This window comes from Vibrio harveyi NBRC 15634 = ATCC 14126 = KCTC 12724, from assembly GCF_001591145.1.
Classification (GTDB): Bacteria; Pseudomonadota; Gammaproteobacteria; order Enterobacterales; family Vibrionaceae; genus Vibrio; species Vibrio harveyi.
The window spans coordinates 28,948-44,262 of sequence record NZ_BCUF01000024.1 but is presented as its reverse complement, the minus strand read 5'-3'; the positions used below and the strand labels follow the sequence as shown (position 1 = coordinate 44,262).

Genomic DNA, 15,315 nt, shown 5'->3' with positions numbered 1-15,315 from the left:
CGATTTAAAAAACCCAGCTCTCGAGCTGGGTTTTTTATTATTTGCTGTAGTTATAGGAGTAAAGTAAGTATGCATTTAGGGTTACAAGCCTTGAAGTTTGTTGCATTAATTATCTTAGCTGTGATGTTTAGTGCCGCACTGGGTTATGAAATAAAAGCGGACTGTCTTATCTTAATGTCGATTACGATTGCTTTTCTTAAAGCTCATCGTATTGGTCACTGGGTATATGCCTTGTTAGCTGTGACTGCGACTTTCTATATTCCTGTTTCTTGGAATTATGGTCATCCTAATTTGACCATCATTTCTTCACTGATTGAGACCAACCCTTCAGAAGCGCTTGAGTTCTTTAATGACTTGGAGCTCAAAACGTTGGCAGTCGCGGCACTTTTCGCTGCAGCGTCCTTTTACCTGTTCAAATGGGTACCACAACTTAAAGGTCGTAAAACATCAGTATTCTGTCTGATCTTGTTTTCGTTCTTACTCTTAGATAAGCCTATTCGCACCATTAAAGACCGTAATGTTAATAGCGACTACACGCATGCATTGCTCTCTTACATGCGTTACCCACCAGTTCGATTTATCTTTGATTGGTTTGATTCGTACAACATGTACCATCAATACAATGCAGAGATCATGGCTCAGCGTGAAATCCCAGCCTCTTGGCAAATTACTAAAACACCGAGCGAGGCTAAGAACACCATTTTTGTGATTGGTGAAAGTGTACGAAAAGACTACATGAATGCGTATGGTCTACCGATGGAAAACACGCCGTTTATGTCGACGGCTAAAGGGCAGCTTTGGACAAACTTTTTGTCCCCAGGTCCGAACACGTTCACTTCGGTAATGCGCTACGTCACAATGAATGATGGTCTTGATATTGAGCTGAATAACAACATCAACACCTTAGCGCAAATGGCTGGTGTGGAAACCTATTGGATTTCTAACCAGGGTCGAATGGGAGAATTCGATACCGGGATCAGTTCAATTGCTAACTATGCTGAGCATGTTTCCTTTACACGCAGCGGTAGCTTTAGAGACTCGAACGTTTATGACAGCACACTGCTGCCAAGCATTCAAAAAGCGCTGTCGAGTGACGATAAATCAAAATTGATTGTGATCCACTTAATTGGCTCACACCCAGGCTTCTGTGATCGTGTGGAAGGTGATGTTGAGTTTGACTTCAATGGCAGCAAGATCTCTTGTTACATTGAGTCGATAAAGCAAACAGACACAATGCTAGAGAAAATTACCCAACTTGCTGGGAAGCAGTCGCTGCCATACAACTTGATTTATGTTTCCGATCACGGACTTGGGCATCGCAATAGTGGTGAAAACTTGCGTCATGATCCATCGGTAAAACAATCCTACGAAGTGCCTTTGTTTGTTATTGGTTCGGACTTCAATGAACGAAAAGTAGTTGATTATCCACGTAATGGCTTCACAATGATCAAAGCAATCTCTGAATTGATGGGTGTCTCCAGTCAGAGGTTGGATGCGTTACCTTCTTTCTTCTCTTCACACGCGGATGTGCCGGAAGTGAATAATGGAGAAGGTAAATTGGTTCCGCTAAGTACGTTAAAAGATGATCCGATTCAATCATAGTTTAATGTAGATTCTCTAAATAGCAGCAGCTTGGTTAAGCTGCTGCTGATTTACGCGATGAGGTGAATTATGTCTAAAAAGGTGCACCGCCGCCGTCGTTGGAACAATATTCTAATCTTAGGCATCATCGTGTTCATGGTGATCCTTAATGCGCCAACTTGGATCAAAACCTACCTTATCGATGAACAAGTGGATCCGTATCCGAACTTGTTACGCTCCGATCATGATGTCAGTGCCATTTACTATGCTGGTTGGGAATTAGACAAGCAAAATGGACAGTGGCAATCCAACATTAAAGCCAATATCCCCGTACAAGAAATAGTGACTCGCTGGCAATCACTTGAAGGAACAGAACTGAACTCTCAGCAGTATGAACAGTTAAAGCCTCGCCTTTCATCGCCGGAAAGCATCGAAGTCTGGTATCAAGGTTTGGAAGAGCCACAACGTATCACCTTTTACCGCCTTGACGATTTTTGGCTATTTAAAAATTGGCAAGACAAGTGGATTGCCATTTCTGTTGATGGTAACTACATCATGCCTAAGTAAAAGTTGCGTAATAACCTTTCGCTGAAACTGTGTTTGTCATGCTGCTTTTCTATTATGCTAAGCGCTCACTAATGTTGTTTCTGACGCTGTTAAGGAGAGTCAAATGCCTGAATTACCAGAAGTTGAAGTAAGCCGAATGGGGATCAGCCCTCATATGATTGGGCAGACGATCAAGGCATTTGTTTTTCGTACTCCGAAGCTACGTTGGGATATTCCTCAAGAGCTTAAGCTTTTGGAAGGGCAGGTTATTCGTAATATTCGTCGTCGCGCAAAGTACTTATTGATTGATACTGACCAAGGTACAGCGATTGTTCACCTTGGCATGTCTGGATCATTGCGTGTACTCGACGCTGACTTCCCTGCGGCAAAGCACGATCATGTTGACCTTAAACTCACCAATGGCAAAGTGCTACGCTACAACGACCCGCGTCGTTTTGGTGCTTGGCTTTGGAGCGCTCCTAATGAGTCTCACACCGTGTTAGATCATATGGGACCTGAGCCTTTAACCGAGGAGTTCAACGCTGAATATATAGCAGACAAAGCCAAAGGTAAGCGTGTTGCGGTTAAACAGTTCATTATGGACAATAAAGTGGTGGTTGGCGTTGGGAATATCTACGCCAATGAGTCTTTATTTAAAACCCGCATTCACCCAACTCGCCCAGCAGGAAAACTAACTAAGAAAGAGTGGCTATTACTGGTGGAGAACATCAAAGCCACGTTAGAAATCGCGATTCAGCAAGGTGGAACTACACTTAAAGACTTCGCTCAAGCGGACGGCAAACCTGGTTACTTTGCACAAGAGTTATTAGTTTATGGAAAAGCCGGAGAACCATGTCCAGAGTGCGGTGAAGCTCTCCAAGAGCAGAAAATAGGGCAACGTAATACCTTCTTTTGCAATGTGTGTCAGCCGTAGAAATAAGATCGTCTCCGGTGTATTTCTATCAAGCAGTTGTAATCGCCGACCTTTCCTTCAATAATTCATACAGTTTTGAATAAATCAGTACATCCTATGAAAGTCATTTACCCAGGAACATTTGACCCAGTTACCAATGGTCACTTAAATCTTATCGAGCGCACCCATGAAATGTTCGATGAAGTCGTTATCGGAGTCGCAGCAAGCCCTTCAAAGAATACGATGTTCACATTGGAAGAACGCGTTGCTTTGATGGAAGAGGTCGTGGCGCATTTACCTGGTGTAACAGTGAAAGGCTTTTCTGGGTTACTGGTGGACTTTGCTCGTCAAGAGCAGGCTAAAGTATTGATTCGTGGGTTAAGAACGACGGTCGATTTTGAGTATGAGTTTGGCTTGACCAACATGTATCGCAAGTTATTGCCTGGGATTGAGAGTGTATTTTTGACCCCTGAAGAAGAGTTTGCTTTTTTATCGTCGACCATCGTACGTGAGGTTGCCATCCATGGTGGCAGTATTGAGCAATTTGTTCCTGCGGCAGTGGCTAAGGCTATCGAGAAGAAAGTAAATGAAAGACAGTAAGTTTCCTTATTATTTCTCAAACGCTCTCTCGATGCTGATCCCTCGTTTTGTCTATCGAGAGCAAGCAAAGCGTTTACTTTCGACTCTGAATGAAGCGGAGAAGCAGTACTGTCTTGAGCGAGTGAATTATTACAACAAGTGTGAACAGTTGTTTTCGGTCGATAGCCGAGAGCAGAGTTACGCTAAGATTGGTGAGTTCAAAAAAACAAAAGGTTGGACTTATTTTTTCGATACGCGCCAAGTTATACGCTATTTCCCATCTGAGTTTACGTTTAACTACATCAATGGTGATGTGACGCATATTCCTAATGTGCCGAGCTTTATTAAAAGTCGTCCTATCCATGGTGACAATCAGAATTCTATCGTTTTAAAGCTGAATCAAATTCGTCACTTTAAATTTGTGGATGACGAAATGAGCTACCGAGATAAGAAAGACATGGTGGCGTGGCGAGGCGTCGGTTTTCAGCCTCACCGTCAAACGGTAATTCATGCTTTCTACGATCATCCGCAGTGCAATATTGGTCAGACTCGACCACAAGAAGGACAGCTCTGGGAAAAAGGCTTTATGAGTATTGAGGAGCAGCTTCAATACAAGTTCTTGTTGTGTATTGAAGGCAATGATGTTGCAACCAACCTGAAGTGGGCAATGTCCTCGAACTCATTGGTTATTATGTCGAAGCCTAAGTACGAAACATGGTTTATGGAAGGTAAGCTAGAAGCTGGCATCCACTATGTTGAAGTGAAGGATGATTATTCGGATTTGCCTGAAAAGATGGACTATTACTTAGCGAATGAGCAAGAAGCATTAGCGATCATTGAGAATGCGCACCAATGGGTTGAGCAGTTTAAAGATAAACGTAAAGAGCGTTTGATCTCATTGATGGTTGCCGATAAGTACTTCACCTTATCTCAACAACAATAAAAAAGGGGCGAAACGCCCCTTTCATATTTTTATAAGCTTCTAAAGTTTTTACGCTTCTAGAAATTGGTCAACACCGTTTTCGCAACGCTTAAGTTTGTTTTTAATGGTGTTATCTAAGATCTCATCGTTTTGACCCAATGACGCACGAGAGTTTTCTACGTGATATAAGTGGTAACCCACACCGGCGAATTTTAGGTAAAGACGTGACTTGTTTGAGTTAAGCATGCGATGAACAAATTCGCTGTCTTCACGTCCCCAACCGACAAAATCTTGGTTGAAGCCATTCACTTCGATAACATCTTGTCGCCAAAACGCCATATTACAGCCGCGAGTCGCCTTATCGTTGTTGCGTTCGTATGAGAACCAGTTCGATAGCAGTGAGCTTGTGATGCAGTTCTTACGGTTACGGATCCCTTTGCTAAATACAGAAGGAACCAATCCGTTTTCCATAATTTCACGGCTGCACGCTTCGTCAGTCAGAACTCGACCACCTTGAACAAACCAATTTGGTTTTGCCACTCGTTTGTGGGACTCAATAAAGGTTTGCGACAATACCATGTCGCCATCGATCATGATTAGGTAATCGCCTGATGCTTTAGCGATTGCACGGTTTCGACTCATAGAAAGCTGGAAGCCATTGTCTTCATGCCAACTGTGTACCAGTGGAACCGGAAAACCTTCACGCATTTGGTCAATCATTGCTTTGGTATCTTCACGAGAACCATCATCTGCCACAATAACTTCATCAGGCAAAACGGTTTGGCGCTTTACACTTTCTAACACGGATTTTAAGGCTTCTTTCCAGTTATAAGTGGTAATAATTAAAGTCGTTTTCATTGTTTTTTCGCCTGTTCGCGTAAGTATAAGTCGATGTATTTAACGAAGGTAGAATGCATGCTTAACCACGCAAGGATGAAGCCATGCTTACCATCAAGAAAACCACGCTTAAGAATGTACATCTTCAAGAAGCTGGCTAATGCATGGATGATTGCCGTGCTGAGACCGGATTTTTTCCTGCCTTCTCGCTCGTCTGTCCAAGCTTTGAGGTAACCTGTGGTTTTGTTGATGTAATGATGGAGGTGTTCGTACGTATAGTGGTGTAATCTGCCATCCAGTTTCTTGATTGCAAAGCCTTTATCTTCGACTTTTTCATGCACTAAAGCATCATTATAGTGGGTATAACTGGTGCGGTAGAGACGAACGATCCAATCTGGTGACCATCCTGAGTGGTAGATAAACTTACCAAACGCGGCACTCAGACGATTCACTTTGTACAGTGTGTTTGGCTCGTCATTCTCAACGGCTTTTAAAATGCTTTCTTTCAGCTCTGGCGTGACTTGTTCGTCGGCATCCAACCAAAGCACATAATCTGCGGTTACGTATTGCTGAGCAAGTTGGCGCTGTTTGCCAAATCCTGGCCACTCCAAGTTGGTGTAAAACTTGTCGGTATATTGTCTGGCGATTTCTTCAGTGCGATCAGTACTGCCTGAATCAAGAAGGACAATCTCATCAGCCCAATCTTTCACTGTGTCTAGACAAGCTTGTAGGTGCTTCTCTTCATTTTTCACGATTAAGGCAACGGCTAAAGTGGGTTTAGACAAGTTGGTTTCCTTCTTAAACAATCTTATATAGGGGGAGTTTACTGATATTGGGGATACAAATCTTCTACGACTTGATCAAACATAACCATGACACGATCACTCGTGATACGGTTCATCGCTTTTTCATCTTTTGCTCGCGTTCGCCAGCTTAGCTCTTGGCTGGTTTTTCCAGTCTCTGCAAAAATGGTCTCTTCATACACTGAAACGGCGTATTTCAAATAGTTATAAGGACCAACACGGACAGGGTTATGGTGAGCATACAAGCCAATAATCGGGGTTTGCATTGCACTTGCCATGTGGGCAGGACCAGTATCTGGTGCAATCACCATCTCAACCTTATCAATCAGTGCCAGCATTTGCATGATGGAGCTTTCTCCAACCAAGTTTAAGCAAGGTTCTGTAAGTAAAGATTGAATGCGTTCAGCTAAGTCGACTTCTACTTTCGCTGGGCTACCCGCTAAGATGACATTCCAGCCTTTCTCTCGAGCGTGGTTGATAACATCAACATAACCTTCTGCGTTCCAGTTCTTATAAGCTTTGCTTGCCCCAGGGACCAACAATAGATTCGGCTTATCAGCTTGGCGCTGAGTTTTCGAGAGCTTAGTTTCTGAGATCTTAGTTTCTGCCCAGAGAGCATCTTGCTCTGAGTACGACAATGACCAAGTAAGTTCTGACTGAGGCACACCAATTTGATGGGCAAACGCCATTAAACCATCCGCAACATGCAAAGAGCTTGGTGAAGGAACTTTGACATTGGTGAACAAAGTTTGAAAGTCTTGGCTACGGTCAGAAGAGAACCCAAGTTTGTACTTCGCTTTAATACCTAACGTCGCCACGCTCGCTCGAATGGCATATTGCATATGAAGCAAAGCATCGAACTTGCGTCCTTTGAGCTGCTTCCACAATGACTTATAACCATCAAGACCTGCTTTTTTATCAAAAACAATCACTTCAACACCATCTATCGCTTGCAGCAATTGAGCTTCAAGCTTGCCAGTAATCCAAGTGATATGGGTATCAGGCCATTGTTTTTGAATCGCTTGAACCGTCGCGATGGTATTACAAACGTCGCCGATGGCGGATAAACGCAATATACAGAGTGAAGAAGGGGCAGAAGTGAACATAGTTATTGTCTGATAAGATAAATAGATGCAGGTAAATTATGCAGACATCCCCAATAAATGTAAAATACACCGCTTCTATAATGAGTACTGACGAGCCCCTCTTAATGTCAAAGACAAAACAACACCAATCATTGAACTCAGGTAAACCTGGAAACACGGGTTTGACGCGCGTCATCAAAGCGGCTGGATATTCTGCAAAAGGGCTGAAAGCGGCGTTTAAACATGAAGCAGCCATCAGGCAAGAATTAGCCATGCTGGTACTTGCGATTGCATTGGTGTGTGTATTTGATTTAAGTGTTGTAGAACGCATTCTCATGTTAGGCGTTGTAGTGTTAGTGTTTATCGTTGAACTGATTAACTCTGCCATTGAAGCCGTTGTTGATAGAATTGGTGTCGAGCATCATGAACTGAGTGGACGAGCAAAAGACATTGGCTCAGCTGCAGTGATGGTTGCGCTATTTTTTGCTGGCTTTACATGGCTGTATATTCTTATCAGCCACTACTTTTAATAAAACCTAACGGCAACTTTCGACATGACTCAGAGTTATCAACAAGGCAATAGCATGGTGTGGTTTGATGATGAAATCATCACTGACTCAAGCCAAGCGTTGTTTGATGCCCAATATTGGCAAGAGCAAGATAAAGTGGTGGGCAGCGCATCCGGACGTGGAACCACATGGTTTGTTCAACTTGATACTATGCAAGCTGCTTTGCGTCATTACCGCCGTGGTGGTTTATTTGGCAAGTTGGTTGAAGATCACTATTGGTTTACTGGATGGGAGCAGACTCGTAGCCTACAAGAGTTTAATCTGCTCAGAGTGCTGATTGAGTCTGGTGTGAATGTCCCTCGACCGATTGCTGCGCGCGCAGTTAAAACTGGCTTAACTTACCAAGCGGATCTTTTGAGCGAAAGAATTCCCAATGCCACAGACTTGGTCAGTATTTTGCAAGAAAACCCATTACCGGAAGCGATGTACCAGAAGGTAGGGCAAGAAATTGCCAAGATGCACAACGTCAACGTGAACCATACCGATCTGAACATTCACAACATCTTAATTGATGAGCAAGAAAAGGTATGGATCATCGATTTTGATAAATGCTCTCAGCAACCGGATGGTGATTGGAAGCAAGGCAACTTAGAGCGTTTGAAGCGCTCGTTTCTGAAAGAGTTGAACAAACGTCAAATACATTGGCAAGAAAGCGACTTCGCTGTGCTTGAAAAGGCGTACTCTTTAAGTCGTTAGGTACCAACGACGAACAATCAAGAATTTAGACTTGGCTATCTTATTAAGGTAAGCCAAGTGGCGTAGTTTAAGCGCACATTTAACTACAATTAAACAAGATTTCTCGTGCTTTACGTGAGCACAATATTAAGCAGGTAACGTTCATAATGAAAATACTAGTAACTGGTGGTGCTGGTTTTATTGGCTCTGCAGTCATAAGACACATCATTCGTGATACCCAAGATACCGTCATTAACCTAGATAAATTGACTTACGCTGGCAATTTAGAGTCCTTAGCGGAAGTATCGGATAGTGAACGTTACCATTTTGAGCATGTTGATATCTGTCAACGTGACGAGCTTGATCGCGTATTTGCAAAGCATCAACCTGATCTCGTGATGCACCTTGCGGCTGAATCGCACGTAGACCGTTCCATTGATGGACCTGCGGCATTTATTGAAACCAATGTCATGGGGACGTATCACCTTCTTGAATCGGCTCGTCAATATTGGTCGACACTGGATGAGACACGCAAAGCCGCTTTCCGTTTCCATCATATTTCTACCGACGAAGTGTATGGTGACCTAGAAGGTACGGATGATTTGTTTACTGAAACTACATCCTATGCACCGAGTAGCCCGTACTCCGCTTCTAAAGCGTCCAGCGATCATCTTGTTCGAGCGTGGCAACGCACTTACGGTTTTCCTACGTTGGTGACCAACTGCTCGAACAACTATGGACCTTACCATTTCCCAGAGAAACTGATCCCACTGATGATTTTGAATGCCTTGGATGGCAAGCCGTTGCCTGTGTACGGTGATGGTATGCAAATCCGTGATTGGTTGTTCGTCGAAGATCATGCTCGCGCACTCTACAAAGTCGTGACAGAAGGTGAAATTGGCGAGACATACAACATCGGTGGTCACAATGAAAAAGCGAATATTGAAGTCGTGAAAACCATTTGCTCGCTACTTGAAGAATTTCGACCAAACAAACCTGCAGGTGTTGAATCTTATGAATCGTTGATCACGTATGTGAAAGATCGACCAGGTCATGATGTACGCTATGCAATTGATGCAACAAAAATTGCTCGAGAGCTGAACTGGACGCCTGAAGAAACATTTGAAAGTGGCATTCGAAAAACCGTTGAATGGTATCTAAACAACCAGCAATGGTGGCAACGTGTGCTTGATGGCTCATACAGTCTTGAACGATTAGGAGCGGGTGAATAATGAAAGGTATTATTCTTGCTGGTGGTTCTGGTACGCGTTTATATCCAATTACGCGAGGCGTTTCTAAGCAGTTACTGCCTGTATACGATAAGCCAATGATCTACTACCCACTGTCAGTACTTATGCTTGCTGGTATTCGTGAGATTTTGGTGATTACCACTCCTGAAGACCAAGAAGGTTTTCAGCGCTTGCTTGGTGATGGCTCTGACTTTGGTATCGAACTGCAATACGCAATCCAACCCACGCCAGATGGTCTAGCTCAAGCATTCATTATTGGTGAAGAGTTTATCGGTGATGACTCTGTGTGTTTGGTTCTAGGCGACAATATCTTTTATGGACAGGGTTTTTCGCCAAAACTTCAGCAAGCAGCGGCTTTAAGTGAAGGAGCAACTGTTTTTGGTTATAAAGTAAAAGATGCTGAGCGTTTTGGTGTCGTTGAATTTGATGATCAAATGCGAGCTCTTTCAATTGAAGAAAAGCCAGTTGAACCGAAATCAAACTATGCGGTGACAGGCTTATATTTTTACGACAATGATGTCGTTAAAATCGCAAAGACCATTGAGCCTTCTCACCGAGGAGAACTTGAGATTACAAGTATCAACCAAGCTTATCTAGAGAAAGGAAAGTTAACCGTCGATATTTTAGGGCGAGGCTTTGCGTGGTTAGATACCGGGACACATGGCAGTTTGCTTGAAGCTTCGCACTTTGTTGAAACGATCGAAAAACGTCAAGGCTATAAAGTGGCATGTCTTGAAGAAATTGCCTATCGCCATGGGTGGTTAACAAAAGAGCAAATTCAGAAAGCAGGTAAAGCGTTGTCCAAAAATGATTATGGGCGCTACCTTCTAGAGTTATTGGAAGAATAAATGTCTAATATACAGCTGATTTCTTTCCAAAAAATGGGTGATGAGCGAGGCTCTTTGATCTCATTAGAGCAAAATAAAAACATTCCGTTTGATATCAAGCGTATTTACTACATTTTTGATACTCAAAGTGGGTTATCAAGAGGTTTTCACGCTCACTACGATTTAGAGCAAGTCGCAATTTGTATGAAAGGTAGCGTTACGTTCTTGATTGATGACGGAACAACGAAGGAGCGGGTGACGTTATCTTCTCCGGATGTCGGCCTGCATATCAAAGGGCTTAAATGGCGAGAGATGCACGACTTTTCAGAAGATTGTGTGTTGATGGTTGTTGCAAGCGACTTCTATGATGAAGCCGATTATATTCGAAATTATAGTGATTTTTTGTTAGCAGTTGAAAACGTTAACAATATTAGAGTTTCAGATTGATTTTAACAGTGTTTAAACCAGGTCATTTTCGATGAGAGTTACAAGATATTCAGATGAGTTTAAGAGCGATTGGGATTTATACTTATCTAAATGTAGAAATAAACACTTCATGTTTAATAGAGATTACATGGAGTATCACAAGGATAGATTCAATGATCATTCATTGATGATATTTGATGATAAAAATAGAATTATATCTTTGCTTCCAGCAAATGAATCTGGCACTACCATTTTCACTCATCAAGGCTTAACTTTTGGTGGTTTTTTGAGTTGTGGGTTAATGACAACGGAGAAAATGTTGGAAGTTTTTTCTGTCGTTCTCGAGTACTACAAGTCTCAAGGAATGGATAAGTTAATCTACAAAAAGATGCCATACATATATTCAGATAATGCTTGTGAAGAAGATTTGTACGCACTTTTTAGAATCAATGCTGAGTTATACCGAAGAGATGTAAGTTCAACTATCTTTATGAGCAACAGGTTGCCATACCATAGAAGTCGTAGCTTCAAAAAAGCGATCAAAAATGGTGTAACCATTAAAGAAGTTGATAGCTTTGATGCATACTGGAAGTTGCTAAATGATGTATTGTCGAAACAACATGGTGTAAATCCAGTTCATACTTTGGATGAAATTACCCATCTTGGTTCTATTTTTAAAGATAATATTAAATGTTACTTAGCTTATCATGAAGATGAAGTTCTGGCTGGTTCAGTCGTATTTGAGAATGAAAATATCGTTCACTGTCAATATCTTGCGTCAAATGATCTAGGACGAAAACTAGGTGCGTTGGATTTGGTTATTCATCACTTGATTACTGAAGTGTATCCAGAAAAAAGCTATTTTGATTTTGGTAACTCCAACGAAGACAATGGTAAGTATTTAAATACAGGTCTTATTTTTCAAAAAGAAGCTTTTGGTGCAAGAGCTGTTGTTCATGACTTTTATGAGATTAATATAAATGGTTAATTTTCTCGACCTTAAAACACTAAACGATGAATATAAGCAAGAGCTTAAAGAGGCTTGCAACAGGGTTATCGATTCTGGTTGGTATATTCTTGGTTCTGAGACGGAAAGTTTTGAAAGTGAATTTGCGAAGTTCTGCGGTGTTAAGCACTGTATTGGAGTAGCAAATGGGCTTGACGCATTAACTTTAACCTTGAAAGCATGGCGAGAGCTAGGAAAAATCAAGGATGGTGATGAAGTTATCGTTCCAGCAAATACATATATTGCCTCTGTTCTAGCAATTACTGAAGCTCGACTAACTCCTGTATTTGTTGAACCGGATGAGAAGACTCACAATATCTGTCCACTTGCAATTGAAGCAGCGATTACGGATAAGACCAAAGTTATTTTGCCAGTCCACTTATATGGTCAATTAGCGGATATGCCAGTAATTCTTGATATCGCTAAAAAGTACGACTTACTCGTTTTAGAAGATAGTGCTCAATCTCATGGTGCAAGCTTAGAAGATACTCGATCTGGAGCATTTGGTGATGCATCCGGTTTTAGCTTTTATCCAGGAAAAAACCTAGGTGCATTAGGTGATGGTGGTGCTATCACAACCAATGACGATACGCTTGCAGATACCTTGAAAGCTCTAAGAAACTATGGCTCTCATGTTAAGTATCAAAACATCTATCCTGGGCAAAATAGCCGCCTTGATGAAATCCAAGCAGCGATGCTCCGGGTTAAGTTGAAATATTTGGAAAAACAAACGCAAGCAAGACGTAATCTAGCTGAGTTTTATTTGTCAAATATGACGAATCCTCTCATCGAATTACCATTAATCGATGAACCAGAATCTCATGTTTGGCACTTGTTCGTTATACGAACGAAATACCGCGATGAGTTAGTAGCTCACCTTGCGGATAACGGAATTCAAACGCAAGTACATTACCCTATAGCACCTCATAAGCAGCAGGCGTACAAACAATACAACCATCTTGTTTTGCCTATTACTGAGAAATTGCAGACCGAAGTATTATCATTGCCGATGTCTCCGTGTTTGACTGACGAAGAAAAAGCACTTGTTGTCGATGCAATCAATAGCTTTCAAATCGATTGATGAGGAAAGGTAATGTGAAGATTCTAGATGATGTTGTTTATGTATTATTTTGCTATAAGCAAGAAGAGTATATAAGAGAGAGTCTAAGATCGATATTCAACCAAACAGCTTGGCCAGGCTTGGTTTTAGTATTAGATGATTGCTCTCCCGATAAGAGTCACGATCTTATACTTCAAGAGATCGATGCTGCGCCAGAAGGCTTGAATGTCGAATATCGACACAATGAGAAAAATATTGGTCTTGTTAGCCAAATTAATTCCCTGAGAGGAAAGTTTTCCGAAAAGCTGATAATTGTTCAAGCTGGTGACGACATTGCTTATCCAGAGAGAGTAGAGCAAACATACTCTGCTTGGGTCAACAATAATAAACCGTCTTTGATTATTGGTGGCTTTGAGAAAATCTCTGAGTGTGGCGAAGTTATCGAAAGCTTTAAATCAGAAGGCGTTTCTATTAAACCGTACTCCCTAGACAACATAATCAATAGAAAGTGCATAGTTAATGGTTGTTGTGCCGCGTATAGCTCAGAAATTTTGGACTTGTTTGAGCCGTATGATTTTGGTTTGATAAACGAAGACAGAATTAATGTCATTCGAGCTTTTCTTTTAAATGGAACCCATTATGAACACAAGCTATGGTTGAAGTACCGAGTCGGTGGGGTTTCTGATTTTAGTAAGACAACATACGAAGATAAGTATAGAAATATAGTTGTCAATGCTGAAAGAGAACTGAAAGACCTCGAAATGAATTTAGTCGATGTTAACAGTAAGCCAAATGCACAAGTAGTAAGCGCAATAGAAAAAAGAGTGAAGATAGCTAAGTTTATGATGGGAATTCCATACAATAAGTCAAAGCTATATATATATACTCTGACTTACCTTTTGAAAACTGGTGATTTTCACAATGCATTTAAAGTGTTGCGAAGAATGAAGTAGCCCCTAATTGGGGCTATCCATTAGTTTTTCTTTTATGTGAGATATTATTTTTTGAGTTGGTGTCTTGTCAGCAAAGTGAACCAAAATATCATTTTCTAAAAATGTATTATCAACTTTTGCTGTTCCATCAATAACTTCACTTATAAATTGATTGATATCCTTTTCAGAATGACCTTTTGTACAACAATCGTAGGCTTTGTTACCAAACGCATTTTGATAATTTCGAATGTCTTCACTAAGAGATAAGTATAATACAGGTTTTTTAACATAGAGATACTCTGCCAAGAAAGAGCCACTATCATGAATCATTGCATCTGAAGATTTAAATAGATCGTAATAATCCCCTTCTTCCAGTTGACAGTGCTGGGAGTTTTTCCAGTAATCATAATATTCGTCGGTTTTTTCTTTGCCCCAATCAGTATGATGGTACAGTTTTTCTTTTAATAATGGGTGTGGTTTAAAAGCCCATTGAATATCATCTTTGTGCTTTTCAGAAAGCTCTTTAATAACATCAGAAAACTTGATGAAAGTACTATATGGAAGTTCAGGTGTGTCGATAGTGTGATGTGGAGCGAATATAATTTTTCGTTTTGTATTCTCTTGTTGCTTCCAAGGGCTCTCGTTAGGTTGGTTATCTTCAAGCAGAGGCTCCATGGAAGGGTAACCTGTCACAATGACGTTTTTTCCTTTTTGAATAGCGTATTCTTTGAATATATCCATGTCATCGAAGTGAGGTGCATAGATAGCCCACATCATATTGTGAAAATCTTGATTATATTGTGATTTATAATTATGGTATTTAGATATTTGATGTGAATATGGTATATATATTGATAGGTGGTTGTGGTATGCGCTTGTGTAATATTCTTTTTTCGTTAGTTTATGAGGATTAGAGAAAAATATAAGATCAATGTCTAATGAATCTATATCTACCCAGCTCGAGTTATTTTCATCATAAGAACTTATTACAGGGTATCCTTTCTTTTCAAAAAAGTTAACATTCGTTTTTATATCTTCGATCGCTTGATTATCTTCAATGTTATTTACAGGGCAGATGAAAATAAATGGTTCGAAATAATCATCTTCTAACATTGCTTTGAAAACAGGGTCACTTTTCCATACGCTATGATGTAAAACAAAAAATCCAACTTTGATCTTGTCCTTTCTCTTTATTTTTTTGATCCGTTGGTTATCTTGGATAATATTTTTTTGGTACTTGACCTGTTTTTTTAGCGTCTTGAAAAGTGTTTTTAATGACATGTTATTAACCTTTTGACTTTATG

17 protein-coding genes are annotated in these 15,315 nt (G+C 40.9%); 13 read left to right on the top strand and 4 right to left on the bottom strand.

Going from position 1 to position 15,315, the window contains the following annotated elements; genetic code table 11:
* Positions 1-69 precede the first annotated feature (69 nt).
* From VHA02S_RS13765 to VHA02S_RS13745, 5 genes are all read left to right on the top strand, one after another.
* Positions 70-1,602, top strand: coding sequence for a phosphoethanolamine transferase (locus VHA02S_RS13765; protein WP_038897712.1), 1,533 nt, complete (start codon positions 70-72; stop codon positions 1,600-1,602).
* Positions 1,603-1,671: 69 nt separating this feature from the next.
* Positions 1,672-2,148 carry a hypothetical protein gene (locus VHA02S_RS13760; protein WP_005449354.1) on the top strand — a complete coding sequence of 159 codons (477 nt, stop codon included), beginning with the start codon at positions 1,672-1,674 and terminating at the stop codon, positions 2,146-2,148.
* Positions 2,149-2,251: 103 nt separating this feature from the next.
* Positions 2,252-3,061: a bifunctional DNA-formamidopyrimidine glycosylase/DNA-(apurinic or apyrimidinic site) lyase gene (gene mutM / locus VHA02S_RS13755; RefSeq protein WP_038897713.1), complete on the top strand. Its 810-nt coding sequence runs from the start codon at positions 2,252-2,254 to the stop codon at positions 3,059-3,061.
* 96 nt (positions 3,062-3,157) lie between these two features.
* Positions 3,158-3,640 carry a pantetheine-phosphate adenylyltransferase gene (coaD, locus tag VHA02S_RS13750; protein ID WP_005449352.1) on the top strand — a complete coding sequence of 161 codons (483 nt, stop codon included), beginning with the start codon at positions 3,158-3,160 and terminating at the stop codon, positions 3,638-3,640.
* Complete coding sequence (locus tag VHA02S_RS13745) at positions 3,627-4,562, top strand: glycosyl transferase family 90 (RefSeq protein WP_038897714.1); 936 nt, start codon at positions 3,627-3,629, stop codon at positions 4,560-4,562. Before coaD ends, VHA02S_RS13745 begins: the two co-directional genes overlap by 14 nt.
* Positions 4,563-4,610: 48 nt before the next feature.
* Here VHA02S_RS13745 and VHA02S_RS13740 read toward each other — a convergent pair whose 3' ends face one another.
* Genes VHA02S_RS13740 through VHA02S_RS13730 form a run of 3 tightly spaced genes read right to left on the bottom strand, consistent with a single transcriptional unit; the run spans position 4,611 to position 7,287 of the window.
* Positions 4,611-5,399 (bottom strand): glycosyltransferase family 2 protein, encoded by a 789-nt coding sequence (locus VHA02S_RS13740; RefSeq protein ID WP_038897715.1) that lies wholly within the window; start codon positions 5,397-5,399, stop codon positions 4,611-4,613.
* On the bottom strand, positions 5,396-6,163 hold the full coding sequence (locus VHA02S_RS13735) for a glycosyltransferase family 2 protein (protein WP_009698950.1): 768 nt from the start codon (positions 6,161-6,163) through the stop codon (positions 5,396-5,398). The genes VHA02S_RS13740 and VHA02S_RS13735 overlap by 4 nt, the downstream gene beginning before the upstream one ends.
* Positions 6,164-6,201: 38 nt before the next feature.
* The gene (locus VHA02S_RS13730; protein WP_038897716.1) at positions 6,202-7,287 is read right to left on the bottom strand and encodes a glycosyltransferase family 9 protein; all 1,086 of its coding nucleotides are present in this window, start codon (positions 7,285-7,287) and stop codon (positions 6,202-6,204) included.
* 104 nt (positions 7,288-7,391) lie between these two features.
* Here VHA02S_RS13730 and VHA02S_RS13725 point away from each other — a divergent pair, with 104 nt between their 5' ends.
* From VHA02S_RS13725 to VHA02S_RS13690, 8 genes are all read left to right on the top strand, one after another.
* Positions 7,392-7,796 carry a diacylglycerol kinase gene (locus tag VHA02S_RS13725; RefSeq protein WP_005449346.1) on the top strand — a complete coding sequence of 135 codons (405 nt, stop codon included), beginning with the start codon at positions 7,392-7,394 and terminating at the stop codon, positions 7,794-7,796.
* Positions 7,797-7,820: 24 nt separating this feature from the next.
* A complete protein-coding gene (locus VHA02S_RS13720; protein WP_038897717.1) occupies positions 7,821-8,531 on the top strand; it encodes a 3-deoxy-D-manno-octulosonic acid kinase in 711 nt (236 codons plus the stop codon).
* Positions 8,532-8,677: 146 nt separating this feature from the next.
* Positions 8,678-9,742: a dTDP-glucose 4,6-dehydratase gene (rfbB, locus tag VHA02S_RS13715; RefSeq protein WP_009698947.1), complete on the top strand. Its 1,065-nt coding sequence runs from the start codon at positions 8,678-8,680 to the stop codon at positions 9,740-9,742.
* Positions 9,742-10,608 (top strand): glucose-1-phosphate thymidylyltransferase RfbA, encoded by an 867-nt coding sequence (gene rfbA / locus VHA02S_RS13710; protein ID WP_009698946.1) that lies wholly within the window; start codon positions 9,742-9,744, stop codon positions 10,606-10,608. Before rfbB ends, rfbA begins: the two co-directional genes overlap by 1 nt.
* The gene (locus tag VHA02S_RS13705) at positions 10,609-11,034 is read left to right on the top strand and encodes a sugar 3,4-ketoisomerase (protein WP_009698945.1); all 426 of its coding nucleotides are present in this window, start codon (positions 10,609-10,611) and stop codon (positions 11,032-11,034) included.
* A 127-nt stretch (positions 11,035-11,161) separates the two neighbouring features.
* Positions 11,162-12,001, top strand: coding sequence for a GNAT family N-acetyltransferase (locus tag VHA02S_RS13700; protein WP_227740413.1), 840 nt, complete (start codon positions 11,162-11,164; stop codon positions 11,999-12,001).
* Entirely contained in the window at positions 11,994-13,100 is a 1,107-nt protein-coding gene (locus VHA02S_RS13695; RefSeq protein ID WP_009698943.1) for a DegT/DnrJ/EryC1/StrS family aminotransferase, read from the top strand. The genes VHA02S_RS13700 and VHA02S_RS13695 overlap by 8 nt, the downstream gene beginning before the upstream one ends.
* A gap of 14 nt (positions 13,101-13,114) precedes the next feature.
* Positions 13,115-14,032, top strand: a complete 918-nt coding sequence (locus VHA02S_RS13690) for a glycosyltransferase (RefSeq protein ID WP_080640349.1) — start codon at positions 13,115-13,117, stop codon at positions 14,030-14,032.
* 3 nt (positions 14,033-14,035) lie between these two features.
* Here the strand turns inward: VHA02S_RS13690 and VHA02S_RS13685 are convergent, their stop codons facing one another.
* Positions 14,036-15,292 carry a CDP-glycerol glycerophosphotransferase family protein gene (locus VHA02S_RS13685; RefSeq protein WP_038897720.1) on the bottom strand — a complete coding sequence of 419 codons (1,257 nt, stop codon included), beginning with the start codon at positions 15,290-15,292 and terminating at the stop codon, positions 14,036-14,038.
* Positions 15,293-15,315 lie beyond the last annotated feature (23 nt).